The 16,133-nt window shown below is 44.2% G+C and carries 15 protein-coding genes, 1 pseudogene and 1 riboswitch; of the genes and pseudogenes, 2 read left to right on the plus strand and 14 right to left on the minus strand.

Going from position 1 to position 16,133, the window contains the following annotated elements:
* Window positions 1-28 precede the first annotated feature (28 nt).
* From LQV63_RS15955 to speD, 12 genes are all read right to left on the minus strand, one after another.
* Window positions 29-736: a cupin domain-containing protein gene (locus tag LQV63_RS15955; RefSeq protein ID WP_233697466.1), complete on the minus strand. Its 708-nt coding sequence runs from the start codon at window positions 734-736 to the stop codon at window positions 29-31.
* Between the two features lie 131 nt (window positions 737-867).
* A complete protein-coding gene (locus LQV63_RS15960) occupies window positions 868-1,830 on the minus strand; it encodes a phosphotransferase enzyme family protein (protein WP_233697467.1) in 963 nt (320 codons plus the stop codon).
* A gap of 112 nt (window positions 1,831-1,942) precedes the next feature.
* A complete protein-coding gene (locus tag LQV63_RS15965; protein WP_233697468.1) occupies window positions 1,943-2,350 on the minus strand; it encodes a hypothetical protein in 408 nt (135 codons plus the stop codon).
* Between the two features lie 228 nt (window positions 2,351-2,578).
* Window positions 2,579-3,139 (minus strand): hypothetical protein, encoded by a 561-nt coding sequence (locus tag LQV63_RS15970; protein WP_233697469.1) that lies wholly within the window; start codon window positions 3,137-3,139, stop codon window positions 2,579-2,581.
* 134 nt (window positions 3,140-3,273) lie between these two features.
* On the minus strand, window positions 3,274-4,173 hold the full coding sequence (locus tag LQV63_RS15975; RefSeq protein ID WP_233697470.1) for a TIM barrel protein: 900 nt from the start codon (window positions 4,171-4,173) through the stop codon (window positions 3,274-3,276).
* 199 nt (window positions 4,174-4,372) lie between these two features.
* The gene (locus LQV63_RS15980) at window positions 4,373-4,807 is read right to left on the minus strand and encodes a serine hydrolase (protein ID WP_233697471.1); all 435 of its coding nucleotides are present in this window, start codon (window positions 4,805-4,807) and stop codon (window positions 4,373-4,375) included.
* Between the two features lie 15 nt (window positions 4,808-4,822).
* The gene (locus LQV63_RS15985; protein WP_233697472.1) at window positions 4,823-5,368 is read right to left on the minus strand and encodes a histidine phosphatase family protein; all 546 of its coding nucleotides are present in this window, start codon (window positions 5,366-5,368) and stop codon (window positions 4,823-4,825) included.
* A 140-nt stretch (window positions 5,369-5,508) separates the two neighbouring features.
* Complete coding sequence (locus LQV63_RS15990) at window positions 5,509-5,967, minus strand: GNAT family N-acetyltransferase (protein ID WP_233697473.1); 459 nt, start codon at window positions 5,965-5,967, stop codon at window positions 5,509-5,511.
* Between the two features lie 91 nt (window positions 5,968-6,058).
* Window positions 6,059-6,409 carry a glyoxalase superfamily protein gene (locus tag LQV63_RS15995; protein WP_233697474.1) on the minus strand — a complete coding sequence of 117 codons (351 nt, stop codon included), beginning with the start codon at window positions 6,407-6,409 and terminating at the stop codon, window positions 6,059-6,061.
* Between the two features lie 222 nt (window positions 6,410-6,631).
* Complete coding sequence (locus tag LQV63_RS16000) at window positions 6,632-6,988, minus strand: magnesium transporter MgtE N-terminal domain-containing protein (protein WP_233697475.1); 357 nt, start codon at window positions 6,986-6,988, stop codon at window positions 6,632-6,634.
* A 44-nt stretch (window positions 6,989-7,032) separates the two neighbouring features.
* Window positions 7,033-7,731 carry an MgtC/SapB family protein gene (locus LQV63_RS16005; protein WP_233697491.1) on the minus strand — a complete coding sequence of 233 codons (699 nt, stop codon included), beginning with the start codon at window positions 7,729-7,731 and terminating at the stop codon, window positions 7,033-7,035.
* A gap of 290 nt (window positions 7,732-8,021) precedes the next feature.
* Window positions 8,022-8,444, minus strand: a complete 423-nt coding sequence (speD, locus tag LQV63_RS16010; RefSeq protein ID WP_019424481.1) for an adenosylmethionine decarboxylase — start codon at window positions 8,442-8,444, stop codon at window positions 8,022-8,024.
* Window positions 8,445-8,804: 360 nt separating this feature from the next.
* A riboswitch (M-box (ykoK) riboswitch) is annotated at window positions 8,805-8,977 on the plus strand.
* A gap of 364 nt (window positions 8,978-9,341) precedes the next feature.
* On the opposite strand from speD, the gene mgtA reads away from it, so the two are divergent.
* A complete protein-coding gene (gene mgtA, locus LQV63_RS16015; protein ID WP_233697476.1) occupies window positions 9,342-11,987 on the plus strand; it encodes a magnesium-translocating P-type ATPase in 2,646 nt (881 codons plus the stop codon).
* 572 nt (window positions 11,988-12,559) lie between these two features.
* Here the strand turns inward: mgtA and LQV63_RS32350 are convergent.
* Together LQV63_RS32350 and LQV63_RS31455 are read right to left on the minus strand one after the other, a co-directional pair.
* Window positions 12,560-13,737: pseudogene (locus tag LQV63_RS32350) on the minus strand (IS110 family RNA-guided transposase).
* A 295-nt stretch (window positions 13,738-14,032) separates the two neighbouring features.
* On the minus strand, window positions 14,033-14,155 hold the full coding sequence (locus LQV63_RS31455; RefSeq protein WP_267934070.1) for a hypothetical protein: 123 nt from the start codon (window positions 14,153-14,155) through the stop codon (window positions 14,033-14,035).
* A gap of 683 nt (window positions 14,156-14,838) precedes the next feature.
* Here LQV63_RS31455 and LQV63_RS16030 point away from each other — a divergent pair.
* Window positions 14,839-16,056, plus strand: a complete 1,218-nt coding sequence (locus LQV63_RS16030) for a hypothetical protein (RefSeq protein ID WP_233697479.1) — start codon at window positions 14,839-14,841, stop codon at window positions 16,054-16,056.
* Window positions 16,057-16,133: the final 77 nt, after the last annotated feature.

The following is a 16,133-nucleotide window of genomic DNA, read 5'->3' on the forward strand; positions in this document are numbered from 1 at the left end:
CTTATGAAGGAAGATCAGCATCGTTACGTTAAAATGTATATCCCCCGTTGCCAATTACAGGCTGTTGCTGCGGGTAATAATATTGTTGCCGGTGCTGCTGGCCATACCCTTGGTTGTAAGATGACTGGCTTGGAACCGAATGATTCGAATAGGTCGGATTGGCATGTTGTGCTGGCGCCATTTTACTCCGAACCTGATTCATTTTGCAATCACTGGGCGGGCCGATGACGACCGTTTTTGTAATGGGTGCCAACGTATCCTTCACTTTGGCCTCGTCCAGGCAGTACGTATGCGCAAACACACTTGCGGGAGTTAATCGCAAGAGATCGAAACCCGCGATAAATTCCGGAACCGGCGCATCGAATATCGCCAATAAATGTGTATTGTCAACCGAGGCTACCTCATAATGCCACCATCCCTGCGGAACATTTGCCACCTGACCTGGCTGAATTGGAAAATTGCGAAGTTCTTTTGTAAACGGGTTAATTAAGGAGACCACTGCCGCTCCTGAAATACAGTATACCAGCTCTGAAGCATTTTGATGGATGTGGGGTTCGATAACATTTCCCGTACTGAGGTAAATATCCAACAGGGAAACGTTCCCTAATGTGTTTATCTGATTGATGGAAAGAAAGTTAATAAGATTCCGATCATCCTTTTTGAAAAATTGGTTATTGCTCAAATCATAAGTAAACTGTGCGGATGGCGAAGAATAGTCCATATAAGACACTGCCATGTAACCCCCGCCTTTCATTTTGCTTATTAGGCATTTACCCTTATGGAGTAACGTATGCATGCGCCTAAGAGCACGTGCAACCAATTTTATCCCATAAAGAGTGGGAAGGAATGCGTTGTGCACTATTTTAATTAATTTCCAAACAAAAATGATTCTCCCTCTAAATAACGATCCATCACTTTCATTAGATAATTCTTCAAGGATTTCAAGTGCTCCAGCTCTTCGGGGTTATCGGAATGGAAGCTGGTATTTTCGATTACAGCCATAATGAAGAAGGATTCTAGGTCGTCCTCGTAATCAGCAGGCAGCGGACGTTGTTTCGCATATCCATCAATAAACGCCTTTCTTCCTTGCGGTGACTGCCCCATCAACGATTGGGCGATATCGTACAAATAAAAGCCGAAACCACAGCGTCCAAAATCGATGGCACGCGGCTCTCCGTTGTTGTGAACGATGTTCTCCCAATGCAAATCAGCATGAATGACTCCATACGTATCGCCAGTTTTAGCTAACGAGTGAATGCGGGCACAAATCTTGTCTGCAATTTCTTGCACTCGCTCAAATTCTCCATCCGTCATAAAGTCGAAATAATGGCGGCCTAATTTCTCTACATCTTTTCTAAGGCTATCCTCACCCCATACAGGGCGCACAAACTCTGGACCTGATTGAAAGGAAGTTGTCCGCTCATGCAGCTTCGCCATCAGCTGTCCCACATGAGCAACATCGTCCAGCGTTATTTGTTCCTGCAGAGATTGACCCTTTACCCACACTAACAATGTCGCATGCATCGTCGCTTCCCCAATTTCAACTTCGGTTACATATTGGCCATTGTTGTTCTTCATTCCTCGCGGTGTCTGTAGTCCGCCCCCACTTAAATGTTCAAGCCATACAAGCTCAGACTCAATCTCTTCCCGACGCAATTCGTTCGTATGAATTCGCAGCAAATAAGATTCATTGGAATACGTATCGATGCGATACGTCACGTGCTCTGATCGTCCGAGGAAGTAGATTTTGTGAATATCCAGATTATACTGCTTCAGGCTTGCATCCACAGCATCCTTCGCTAGATCGTATATTTGTAATTTGGTGTGCATTGTATCTCTCCTTTACAGGTTCGGGTTATATAAATTCAAACGCATAATCATTCTGTCTGACAAACCCCTCCACGGAAGGTAAATAAGAAAACGTAGTATAATCCGAATTAGGCTAGGCTTGCTGTACCAGCGTCAGCTTGAGATGTTTACATGCGATTACAAATACATCATCATACGTTTGTATAACATAATGTTTCAGATGTACGTTTCTAGCCTTTTTAATCGTTTCTAGCAAATCCGATTCGGTATACTCTCCGATGCTGCAATATGTTACTTCTTCTGTATCCATTAGCTCCAGGCACACGTCTAACTCGATGGATTTGAAGACATACACGTCTTCAAATATCATTTCATATGCTATAAATTCTTCACTGGAAATATCCGAACATAATAGTCCGTTAAATTCTCCCTGTAGCGTAACGGTTCTGCGATTGTAATCATAATGAATGTCGTATACATAAATGGCATCTCTGCCGCTAATAAAGCCTAATTCCGTTTCGACTGGTTTGTAGGTTTTCATGATATTCTCCTTGCGCTTAGTAGGTGGCTCTCGAAATCTGCACACGAAAACGTGTCCTTTAAAGCAGGCACAATTTTACATGCATCCAATCGATCTAATTCTATCCAATCGTTGATATACCCTGCTTCCTGACTTGTTTCCATCAACCTACCGTCATGATCGATCGTGTCGATGCAGTAATACATACCTATTTCATGCATTTGTCTGTCACCGATTGCATACATTTCTTCAACAATCCACTGCAGTTTCGCACTCGTTATTGTTATTCCGGTTTCCTCGATAAACTCTCTGCGCAATAAATGAATGGACATTGGCCTGCGTCACTTCGCTCCCGCCGCTGCAATCGTACCCAAGTTGTAATGCTGGAGTCCCTCTCAATTCAATGCTTTTGCATTCCATCACATGTGCATAATCGGCAATATGAACATCAAATTCACGGACAGGCAGCTTGATTTCCAACAGTATATTTCCAATGTGCCTATTCATCAGTTCATAACCTAGATCGTCAAAGTAAGTGCATTTTTTAAGCCAGTTGGGAAAAGGTTCAAGGAATCCTTCGGTTACATAACGATCCTTAAATTGCTCTGGTATATTGGGACATGCTACCGGTCTTCTTGCCAACAAGCCGCTATCTGGAGAAAAGATTTCTTCCAGCTTGTCTGCATGAGTATAGTGATAATACGTTACCATACCAGCTGCCAACTCTACGGTTCCTTCGTCTGGAGTGAATCCATACTGACTGAGCGATAAGCCTTCCTTTTCCAAAAACGGTTGTCCTAATCTTGTCATGTGAAATCACCTACAGTCTATTACTCCTAATTCGTGACGTTGGACTGCGTTCTGCGAGTGGTTAAAAGGATGCGGAAAGGACATATCTTCTCCGGACAGGATAGAGTAACTCTAGCTAATTTAGCCGTCGTGCACTAGCTGTTCAATAGCTCATCTACCCATGCATAGCATCTTTCCAACTGCTCGTCACTGATTCGATCAGAACGATGTTCGAACAAAATTTTTACATTTCGATTTTCCTGTCGAACGATTCGCAAATACTCCGCTATTGGCGCCCAGCCCTCCTCCGGACGCAATTCAGGCAATACCGGGTAATGTCTGTTCTGAATCCCGTCGGCAGCAACTTGCGCATTACTCAAATGAATGATATGGGCATACTTGGTGAATTTATGTATAACGAGCTTAGCATCGAAATGCGGATCCGTTTCATCCTGTAAATGCAATCTGGCCGTATCCAGGCACAATCTAATTCTGGGATACCTATCCAATAAGCATTCAAGAAAGTCCGTCTCGTATATATATTTATTCAAACCGTCAAATTCAAGCACCGGTGTAAATCGATACTCCTCGCTTTTGTCCGACAACCATGCAAATAATAGCTCACTCTTCTCGGAAAACTCCGCGAATGAATATTTACTCTCATACACATACTCGGTTTCATCCGTGAAGCGCCACAGACTCCAATCCACCCGATCATCGAGAATTACGGGCTTCGGATAATGAAATAACACGTAATCGGGGTTGACCGAAGTCATATAATCCAACTCTTGTTGAATATACCGATAGGCTTGCTCCCGTTCCGTATCGTTCGGAGACAAAAACAACGCATCCCTCAATTTCGCGTATCCCGATCGCAACGGAAAATGGACGCCGAAATGAAACCCTTCCCGGTTGGCCGCATCCTGTAAGCATTCCACATCTTCCTCATGCCCCATTAGACACGCTTCAATTCCATGAAATCCTAATTTGAAATCTCGTTTGAACTTTTTATCATCAAAACCTCCGTACTGACCGATCATAAACTGCTTCAACATCATTCCCTCTTTTCAGGTGGCGCTTGTCACTGTCTGCCATGGTTAATTCTACTATGCAATATACCATATAATACCTACCAAAAATAAGAAGATACGAATAGGACCCCATACGAGATTCTGCTAACCAACAGAAGCTTATACGGGGTTATTGTCTTTTTATTATGATTGGTGTTCGTATCATTTAATTACGCTCATCGGCTTATCGAATGTATGGCTTAATCGTATGAAACAACTTGTGAGAGTCTACTTTTTCATAATTCCACAGCATGATGACGTGCAAGTTCTCATCAGGATATTGCCAAATCTCCGATCGAAAACCTGGAGTTCCTCCACCGATTAATCGAAAGTCGCGGCCCAAAAACCAACCGTATCCATATTTCAATGATGGATCAAAGCTGACGCTATGGTATGGGGTAAACATTTGGTCCATGGAACTGCGAGACAGAATTCGATCGCTGAATAAGGCTTCACACCATAAATGCAAATCCCGAACTGTCGAATACAGCTCACGAGGAGCATCGACTTCGCACAATTTGTCGTTGTCAGCATTGATGAAATTATCCTGTTCCATGGACTGCCCATACGCTCGTCCGAACTGAATCGAACGAGGATTATCAGGACCCGTATGATGCATATGCAGAGGCTCGTATTACAACCAGATTCGGCTTACAGTGATGTTATCGTTCTCTTTGAATATATGAAGCTCATACACGTCCGGGTTGGTCAGCCGCTCCCACTCTTCGAATCCAAAATCATTCGTGAAATGATTCAGCAGCAGCGACATCAAATTTCCGTGGGTTACGATCGCAATATTGTGTTTGGTACTTTCAAGTGCTTCATCAATGACTTCAAGCCCCCGATTCATCGCCTCCCGCGACGATTCTCCGCCTTCATACTTCAAATCTATATCCGCATAGGTCTCCTTTAATTTATCAAGCCAATCAATCATGTCATATGAACATAGCACTCGTTCCTGAAGTCTGGCATCCGTATGGACGGAGATTTGCAGCAATTCAGCTAAGGGACGGATTGTTGAAACCGCTCTCAAATAAGGACTTGCAACGATTCGTTCAATACCTCGGTGAGCAAGAAAGTCTCTTAGTTCCTTCGCTTGCCTTACTCCCTCCGTTGTCAACGGAGCCTCTGGCTCTTGTCCTGCGGCCTGGCAATGCCTAATCAGATAGATACGTTTCATGGAGACACACCACCTTGATTTCATTCTAGAAACGATGTGCTTTTTACGTCTGTAAGCGAATGGCAGCTGCTGCCCTGCACCACTTCAATCTACAAAGTTCTTCTGTCCTTCGTTGGATATCAGCTCCAAGTCTCGCTGTTCTATTTCGCTGCAAACTCGATTTCAAAGAAAGGAAATCCTTCATCTTCCTCTGGAATGGGTTGATAACCTAAGCGCAAATAAAAACTCGTCGATATGGGATTTGCGTTCCATTGCAACCACGATGCTCCGTTATGCTGTGACCATTCTTTCATACTCTCAAAAAGAGCGGCGGCGATTCGATTCTTCCTGTATGGTTCGAGCACAAAAAGGTCATGCAATCGGAATAGCTGTTGTCCCGAGCGCAAATGCGGCCCATAATTTTGCACCCAGCCATACCCTACAAGCTTTTGATCTACAGCCGCGATAGGCAAATAATGCTGTCTATTCTGAACAATGGATAAAAATCGGGATTCGGCTAATTCCTTGGCATCGGTTGCTCCTCTACGCTCAAGCAGGTTCCAGACTTGGTCCCATTCGCTTTCTGCTGCCGCTCTAATTTCAACATCGAATTGCTTCATGTAATATTCTCCTTCCACAGGTAGAAAGAAACCCGCACAACAGCCTCTAGAATAGCAGCAGCGGGTACGGGTTTCTAATGCCAGGTCATGGTTATGGTTGGGGCTCAAAAAAATGAAGACGATTGCCAAAGGGATCCGTAATAGACAATGACTTATCATCATGATCCAAGCCAGGACGAGCATGTTTATATTGCTTTGTTGTGAGTCGTTCGTGCAGGTATTCAATGTTAGCAACAGCAATACGGATAGCGGAGCCGGGACAACAATCTCCATAATGCTCTGACAGATGAATGACACATTCACCGCTCGAAACTTGCATGTATAAAGGAAGATCAGGCTCATATCGATGCTCCCAATCCACCTTGAATTCCAGAAAATCAATATAAAACTCTTTCGCTTTCTCTACGTTAAATATACGAAAGATCGGTGTGACCGTTTTCATGTGAATTTCCAACCCAATCACCTCACACGGTTTCGATATTGCCTTCTTCTTATGCTTCTGTATCCTGTACATGAAATTCTTGTTGATTCTCGCACCTATCATATACGATGATAGAAAGAACGAAACCCTTTCATGCTGCTAGAAACAAGTATATGCCATATAATTCCACGAGTCTAGCTTTCCACTTCATTCGCATCCGTGGAGACGGATATGACTTGCGAATTACGCTCCAGAGAAAACCTCTTTGTTCGACAGCAGCCCGATAAAATGAGTGGCATTATCCGAAGGAAGCTCATTCAGCATCGTTATAGCATACTGATGATCGAGCTCCAGAATGTATTTTTTTTGCTGCAGCGGATGAAGCTCAGCGAAAATATGCCCAAATTCAGCTGGAGACAAGAAGGAATAGGCTCGCAAGCGTTTTGTCTCATCGAGCTCCATAAACAAGTTCACCTGATCCATGGAGTGCATATTCAGGAAATCTCTGCGAAAGTTTTCCTTCTTCCCTACTTTCAACGACTGTAATATATAGTACGTATATTCTTCCTTGAATTGATATTCATTTAGCCTAATCATCATACAAGACTCCTTTCATCCAAAATGTTTATGCCTTCCGCTTGACATCACAAATTCTCGACATCTACCTTTAACACATGGTCCACTTTCTTAATGTAATAATATATTTCCGTCGTATACTGACTTTCCGGCACGGACAGCACCAAATCGATGAGCTGTCGTTCGTTATCGAGATCCTTAAGCTTTAAATGCCGTATTTTGAATTCATCTTTTTTGGTATGGCCAAACTGACCTTTACGTTCGAGCATCTTGATTAATTCAGTCATGCGCAAATTGGATTCCACTACAATCTTGACGGCGACATCGTACCGATTCAGCCTTGCCGGTCCAATTGATTTGATGAGGTAGGGCACGACATTAACAGCCGCAATCATCAGGATGACGCCACATGCCGCTTCCGCATAGAACCCTGCCCCGATCGCAATGCCAAGCGCCGAAGCTGACCATATAAGCGCCGCAGAGGTCAGGCCCGAAATAACCTCGTTGCTTCTTCGCAAAATGACACCCGCCCCAATGAACCCGACTCCGCTTACAATCTGCGCGGCCAATCGCATCGGATCCATATTCGGGTGATCCGCACCGCCAAATTTGCCGAATGCTTCAATCGAAACGATGGTGAGCAGACAGCTGGCGATACAGATGATCATACTAGGCCTTAATCCCAATTGTTTTTGTTTAATTTGTCTATCGATTCCGATGAGCATTCCAAAGAATAAAGCAATTCCCAGCTTAAGCACTATTTCCATAGTCAACGCTATCACCTCTCTATAGATCAAAAAAAGCTCTCCCGGAAAGGGAGAGCTAGCAATGTCCTTGTGTGGCTCGCATGTCAAATAAACCTGCTTGAACAGACCCATCCTGCTTGACGGGATCGGTGAACATCCAAACACGGGGAACATGGGAGCGGCAAAAGAACAGAGTTCTTCCTCTTCACAGCAAATGAACAGACTGAAAACATGACATTTCGGCCCGGGCTGCTATCCATTAACATATTCCCCCTTTCCAACAAATATAAATCCTGCAAGCATTCTGGATTCTACTTCAGATGAATCATGTTGTCAATAGGTGTCTGCATCGAAATTATCGCTGGCGATTCTTCTATCATTTCTCCGACTCCCCGGATTAGCTTCTTCACATCATACGTTTTAGGCTTGAGCACAGACAGTAAATAGTGAATGGCTACTTCAGGATCAACCTTGTCCCCGCAGGTGTAACAATCCAAAGCTGCGAACCCTTTTTCCGGATACGTATGAATCGAGAGATGGCTCTCTGACAATAACAAAAGTACGGTAGCCCCTTGGGGCTCAAATTGCTGTTCCGACACGGACAACACGGTTGCTCCACATTTTTCTGCGGCTTCGATCAGTTGGTTCTGTAAAAATTCAGCATTATTAATCCGGTCAAAATCAACTTCCCATAAGTCAGCCACGACGTGTCTTCCATACGTAGAGTAGGTCATTTGGTATTTCCCCTTTCTGGGGAGAAGACAATCAGCTTGCTGTTCCCAACCTGATTATCTGCTGATGGCAGCACCATGCGAGCGCTTATCCTCCCCGCTCCTTGTTATGAGTAGTTTTGATTGCGATTGTCGACTGTCACTACTGTCCATGGTGCATACCCCCTTTGTTGCACACAAAATAGTAAAATACTGACAAGGAAATCGTACTTCCTGATCATCCAATTGTCAATCCTAACAAACTGCTTTGTTATGCCCATTTTTCTCATATTTACCGAACCGCATACACAGCAGCGGCATCCCCTCGAACAAAATTACAGCTTGACAAACGAAAATATAAGACTTAAGATGACAAGGAATTAAATAAGTCCTCGTTAGGTGAGGCTCCTATACAAACAGAGGCCACTGCCCAGAAATATCGAAAGATGCCCATGGGTAGAACAGGAACTGCCGGATTAAGGCTTTTCTTAAGGTGGCTAAGAGACATTGCATCTCTTTACGTTGTATAGTGCCAAAACTCGACTAGGGGGATCCGGAAGCTTTTTTGCGTGCGTTTCTAACCCTCTAGGTCTCCTGGAGGGTTTTTATTTTGCAGAGGGGGGAACATCCTTGGACAGTGGACCAACCAGCCGATTATGTAAGTTCAACCGATATCCTGTACTGAAGGAGAGCTGGCTTTGTCATGCTCTTGCGTGTTTCCCATACTTTTATTTCCATTCAAACTGCAGATGCAGGCGGGTGTATTTAAGTATGTGCAGTTGAGACATGCAAGCCCATGGTGAATGCTCGGAACACTCGCTCTCCCTCCAACAGGGAGAGCTTTTTTGCGTTCATTTTGAAGTGAAGTGGAACAGGCGCTTTCAATCGAAAACGCGTGTTGTGTAGAGAGGAGTTAGAATAATGAACAAACCAACGAAAGATAAAGAAAAGCAAAACCGCGAGATCGCGGAACGTTTAATCCAAGCTTCCATCGTCCACGAAGAGGATTTGTTGGAAGAGCTTGGCACAAGTTCTGGGGGGCTCACGGACATAGAAGCCAACAAGAGACTGGTACAATACGGGAAAAATCAAGTGGCGCACGAGAAAACACCAGCATGGTATGTCCAATTGCTTGCCTGCTTCAAAAACCCGTTTATTCTCATCCTGCTTTCCTTGGCCTTATTCTCATATATCGTCGATGATGATATCGAAGCCGTCGTCATTATTACAACCATGGTTACCGTTAGTGTCATCATTACATTCACACAAGAATTTCGTTCCGCACGCACCGCCGAGAAGCTGAAAGAGATGGTCAAAACGACAGCAACGGTGAACCGTCAAGCTAAGCGCAAAGAAATTGATCTGGAACTGCTCGTCCCCGGTGATATCATCCATCTCTCCGCAGGCGACATGGTGCCGGCAGATGTCAGACTCGTTCACTCGAAGGATCTGTTTGTCGGAGAATCCGCTTTGACCGGTGAAGCGATGCCTGTGGAGAAGCTGGATACGCTGCCGCGCGGCGCCTCGAAGTTGGCTCGCAATCGCAACCAACTGACGCCCACCAATGCGCTGGAACTGAACAATATGTGCTATATGGGCACGAATGTAATCAGTGGTTCAGCCTCCGCTGTCGTCGTGTCGACGGGTGACCATACCTACTTCGGTTCAATGGCCAGCACCTTAATCGGCAAGCCGCCGCTTACGAGCTTCGACAAAGGCGTCAAGAGCGTTACCTTCGTGCTTATTCGCTTCATGCTCATTATGGTTCCCATTATATTTCTTATCAACGGGTTCACAAAAGGAGATTGGATGGACGCGCTGTTCTTCGGCTTATCCGTTGCGGTCGGCCTTACGCCGGAAATGCTGCCGGTTGTCGTGGCTGGCAATCTTGCCAAAGGCGCATCGATTATGGCGCGGAACAAAGTGGTCGTTAAACGGCTCAATTCAATTCAGAACTTCGGTGCCATGGACATCTTATGTACGGACAAAACCGGCACTTTGACCCAGGACAAAATTATTTTGGAACGTCATCTGGACATCAATGGCGAAGAAGATAATCAAGTGTTGGAATATGCTTATCTGAACAGCTACCACCAGACCGGGTTGAAAAACTTGCTGGATGTGGCGGTTCTGGAGCATGCGGAACTGTCGGATGTGTTGGGCGCAGAGAATAACTATTCGAAATTCGATGAGATTCCGTTCGACTTCAACCGCCGCCGCATGTCCGTCGTACTGGAGAAACGGGGCAACGGACATCTGCTCATCTGCAAAGGAGCTATGGAGGAAGTTCTGAGCATTTGTTCGCATGTGTCCGACAACGGGCAGATCGTCCCCCTCACGCCAGAACGAGCCGACCGGGCGCAACGATTGGTCAACAGCTTGAACATGGACGGCTTGCGAGTCATCGCCGTAGCCATTAAGCAAATGGCGGCAACGGACGAACCGTATGGCGTAAAAGACGAACAGGAGCTCGTACTGGCCGGATATATCGGCTTCCTTGATCCGCCGAAAGAAACGGCGCGGGAGGCCATTCGGGCCCTGAAAGACAGCGGTGTGGAAGTAAAAATCATTACCGGAGATAACGCGGCGGTTACCCGCAAAGTATGTAAAGATGTCGGGCTTACTATCAGTGATATCGTGCTTGGAAGTGAGATAGAACGATTAACGGATCAACAGTTGGCCGATGTCGCCGAAAGCACTAATGTCTTTGCCAAAGTGAATCCACTGCAAAAGGCGCGAATCGTCCGTGTCTTGAAAAGCAAAGGGCACACAGTCGGATTTATGGGCGATGGCATTAATGATGCAGTGTCGCTCAAAGAAGCGGATGTCGGTATTTCCGTAGATACGGCTGTCGATATTTCCAAGGAATCGGCAGACATCATATTGCTGGAAAAAAGCTTGATGGTACTGGAACGCGGCGTAATCGAAGGCCGTAAAACATTCGGAAACATGATCAAATATATTAAAATGACCGCAAGTTCGAACTTCGGCAACGTATTCAGCGTACTGGTCGCAAGCGCCTTTCTCCCATTTCTGCCAATGCTGCCGATTCATCTGCTGATTCAAAATTTATTCTATGATATTTCCCAGCTCTCCATTCCTTGGGACCATATGGATAAGGAGTATTTACGCAAACCTCGGAAATGGGACTCGAAGTCTGTCAGCAGATTTATGATATTCATTGGCCCAATCAGTTCCATTTTTGATATCACTACCTACGCCTTGATGTGGTACATCTTCTCAGCCAATTCAATCGATCAGCAGACGTTGTTCCATTCCGGTTGGTTTATCGAAGGGCTCCTATCGCAGACACTGATCGTGCATATGATTCGTACCGAGAAAATTCCATTCATCCAGAGCAGAGCCAGCATGCCTGTGTTATTGCTGACCTGTGCCATTATGATCGCGGGTATTTTTGTCCCGTTCTCGGGCTTTGGCGCGAGTCTCGGCTTGCAGCCGCTGCCAATGGAATATTTCCCATGGCTGGTGGGAACGTTGCTGTGCTATTGCGTGCTGACTCAACTGGTCAAAAAATGGTACATTCGCAAATTCAACGAATGGCTGTAACGGGGAGGCTATGTCTTGCATGTCTTGCCGTCGTAAGCAACAAGGGAGCCATTATGAAATGCTGGGGGCTATGCCCCCAGCCTCTTTCATTTTAATGCCTGCAATCTGCCACTTAGCCAAGGCGAATTTTCGCTTCCTATTATAATAGAAGCTTTTCAACTTTCAACATTAGCTTCTCACATAAAGTAATCCCGGTACCACAAACCCAAAATAAAAACGATTTGAAAGATGCACAATAAAGCAAAGAGAATGAGAACAATCGATAGAGCCGCATATATCACTATTTTTATAAATAGTTTTAGCCTCTTCTTCACTCCCATGCCCTCCAAAAAAGCAAGTTCGAATGGAAAAACGTAACTAATGAATTATTCCCTTCCGCTATATGTGTTATCATAATACATTTTCTTTAGGTATGCGTTATGTTTGATGATGTCTTTTATCCGGTGAAATCAAAAAAACCAGCTAATGTTTGTCAAGCCCTAATGTCTTGGCTTGACGGTGGGATGCTGATATAATTTTCTATGCACACCAAATAACCTCCATTGGCGTGGAGGATTTTGGTTAATTATGGTTTATGTTTGGTAGGGCTGGCCCTTTCTCAAGATGGCGTAAATGTGATGCAATAGCTTGTTGGCGCAAGCAATCACCGTCACCTTGTAGGGTTTGCCCTCTTGTCTTTTCTTATCATAATATCCCTTTAGCTTCGGGTTCGTGCCACGTCTTAATCCACATTGAACTGCCAGATATAACGCTCGACGTAAGCGTTTGGAGCCTCGCTTTGTTATCCGGTTGCTTGTGGCCACAAATTGCCCCGAACTATGCACACCCGGATCTAACCCCGCAAACGCTACGAGTTGCTTGGGATCATCAAATTGCTGAGCATCTCCAATTTCTGATACAATAGTTGCCGCTAGCTTATCGCCTACGCCCGGAATACTCTTTAGAAGTTCAACTTCTGGAAAAGCTTCAGCCAGTCGTTGCATCTGTTCCTCAATCGCTTGAAGTTGTTCCTGCATGGAGAGAAGTAATGACACCATGCTTTGCAGCATCTGGGTTTGAGCCACACTCCTTTTTCCCCTGAACCATTGTTGATAAATGATGTCCAGCAACTCAACTTTCATGCGAATCCAAGATTTGGAGCGCGATTTCCCTGCACTCTTACGAATCGCTTCCTCCCACCCTTGCGTTCGACCAGATAAACAGACTTGCAACGTCGTTAGTGCTGTAACGGAATACAAATCGTAGAACACTTCCTCATAGGCCGGAAATACCTGATCAATAGCGATCGCATATTGAGCTTTGCCTGCACATAAAGCGACGTTACGAATTCGTCCTGCCGGGTCACATGCTGAAGCTCCATATAACACTCGTCCCAGCTTCGATGCGGGCGCACATCGCCGCGATAGTACAGCTCGGCTAAATGCCAAGCATCCGCCGCATCTGTCTTTACCTTTCGAAGCTGTGCATTCTTTGCACGTTTCGACAGAAGAGGATTGATAATGAGATGTTTGATTCCGTTGGTCGTCAAATACGCCACCACGACACGGTGATAATGACCAGTTGCCTCGAGAATGACAACGGGTTCTTCTCCTGTACGTTCTTTAAGCTCGTGTATTACGTTTCCCAGCCGTCTGAACCCTGATTCAGTATGCTTTATAGCTTCCGATTTTCCAAAAACCTCATTGCGTTTAAGAAACGCTTGAATCACACTTGTCCCTTTCGATACATCTAAGCCGATAACCGGTCCCATGTCATCTCCTCCTGATGTAAATTCAGCCGGCGCTCCCAAGATGGTTCCAAACCCATAGCTTCGCTTGTGATACGAGGTCATAGCCTCAACCAGCTCAAACATGGTCATTGGGGATAGTGAGAGAACAGTTTTTTTGACGGGGTCCGCGCCCCTAAGAGCCGTACGTTCTCCCGGCTATCGCCATCATAAGACACCTATGAAAATAGGCCAACCAGAAATCTCTGGCTGACCTAATAATACGAAGAGCCGTTTGTAAGGCCCTTAATAGGAGAAATCATCGTTGTGTCCAAGCGCCTCATTCTAGCGATTCGCTTCTCTTCCACTTCCTGAAACGCAGATCATGAGCCAGCGCCAGCCATAAACAAAAACCTCCTGCAATCATTAAAGCGACAGTCAAAATCGGATATAATGAATTCATGATGCGCTCTTCCCCCTCATCGATTTTTCTTACTATATAAGTTGAACTAAAAACCTTCCGATAATTGATAGTGTTGGATGACTTTCACCCACTACATCTCAAACATGTCCTTTCTCAAATGGGTGATAATGATTATCATTAATTGTATTGTAATACAAAACATGCAGCCCTTTCAATACCGATATTCTCGAATAAGAACAGTAAGTAACCTCTTCCAGTTAGAACGTCTAACAATATTGGATCATAAAGAGCCTCGCGCTGGCGATTATCGCAGCGTGGGGCTCTGTTAAATTGTAGGCTTCGTCCACCAATGGGCAGCCTCAAAAAAATACGTTACACCATTATGTTTGTTCAGTTTCTTCTCCGCTAACGTGCGGGATTTCGCTTTCAGGATTTTATCGAATTATCCGATAAACACCACACCAACGATTCTTTCATTTGCTTTAATTCCAACAAAGTTACGAAATATTGGGGAACGAATATAATCAGCCGCTAACCACGTCATGCCGAGTCCCTGCCCCCGAAGAAATAACCGAGCTATTTTTTAAATACGGAATACTAAGTAATTGGAGACTGGACTGAGATTAGGAAATCGTGGGCATGCACGTAAATACTCAAAAGTGGCTAATTTTCTTTAAGAAGAAGGCCGATATAAAACCTGACAACAACTTAGGAGGGTCAACATGAATAAAAAGGCATTATCAATGTTCTTAGTTTCTATCTTGGCATTTTTAATAATACCTGCACCATTTTCTTTTGCATATCCAGACGGATTGTTAAATGGCAAAGAAATGGACACTATTAATTCAACTGGAACTAAGATCGGCGTGACATCAAATATAACTGATGGTGATCTTACAAGTTCTGAGGTTCTAGCGGCAAACAATAACTCGAGCCAACAAAATGGGCTATCATTCACTTTTTTAGAAGCAAAAACGATTACAGCATATCAGTTAAAGTCTGAAATCACAACCAGCGAAAATCGAAACAGATTAGTTTTTGAATTTCATGATACATCTGATGAGATAATAGAATCATTTACTATTCCTACGTATACTGGTCATAAAACTTATCTAGAGAACCCTATTAACGGAGTTAAGAAAGTTGTTATTAGAAATGGTTCTGATACTGGTTTTACAACCGTATTCGAGTTTGAGCTGTTTGATGATCCAAATCCGGAGCCTACATACCTGGGTGGATTATTAGACCATAAGCCATTAACAATAAGTAACACATACGGAGTAAATCTTGGGACAACAACAGATGTCACCGATGGACAGACTAGTACATTATTCTCGATAGAAAATAATGATAGAAATAGTAATGTTGACAAAACAAAAAAATCCCAAATTAATTATGAATTTGCCGAACCAACTGAAATAAATGCTTTTCAAGTAAAAGCAGATATATCACTCGATCCATACTTTGATTTAGCTGCATTATCTCTTGAATTCCTTGATAATAATAATACAATAATCCGTACAATTTCCTTTCCCAACTTCTATGGACAGAAAATCTATTTAGATTCTCCGCTTCCCGAGGTTAAGAAAGTAATTCTTAAATCAGGAACTTATCTTGCGAATACGCCAGTAAGGGAATTTAACGTGTTTGGTTCAGAAGTGCCTCCAGAAAAACCGGAAAATCCTGATCCTACACCCAAAGGTGAAAGAGCAATACTTGTCGTTACAATGTCAACTGGCTTAGAAAAAGAATTCGATTTAAGCATGGAAGAAGTTAATGCCTTCATCACCTGGTATGAGAATAAGCAATCCGGTACAGGAACAGCATCATATGCCATTAACAAACACAACAATAACAAAGGGCCTTTCAGCAGCCGTAAAGACTATGTCATTTTCGATAAGATTTTAACGTTTGAAGTGAGTGAGTATTCAATAAAGTAGTACAGAAAGAGCCGTGGGAACTTGAAGTGCTCCCTGTCAAGTAGACAGTGTAAAAAACAAAAATCGTTGGTTTATTT

Origin of the sequence: Paenibacillus profundus, assembly GCF_021369635.1 — a bacterium.
In the GTDB taxonomy this organism is placed as follows: Bacteria; Bacillota; Bacilli; order Paenibacillales; family Paenibacillaceae; genus Paenibacillus_B; species Paenibacillus_B profundus.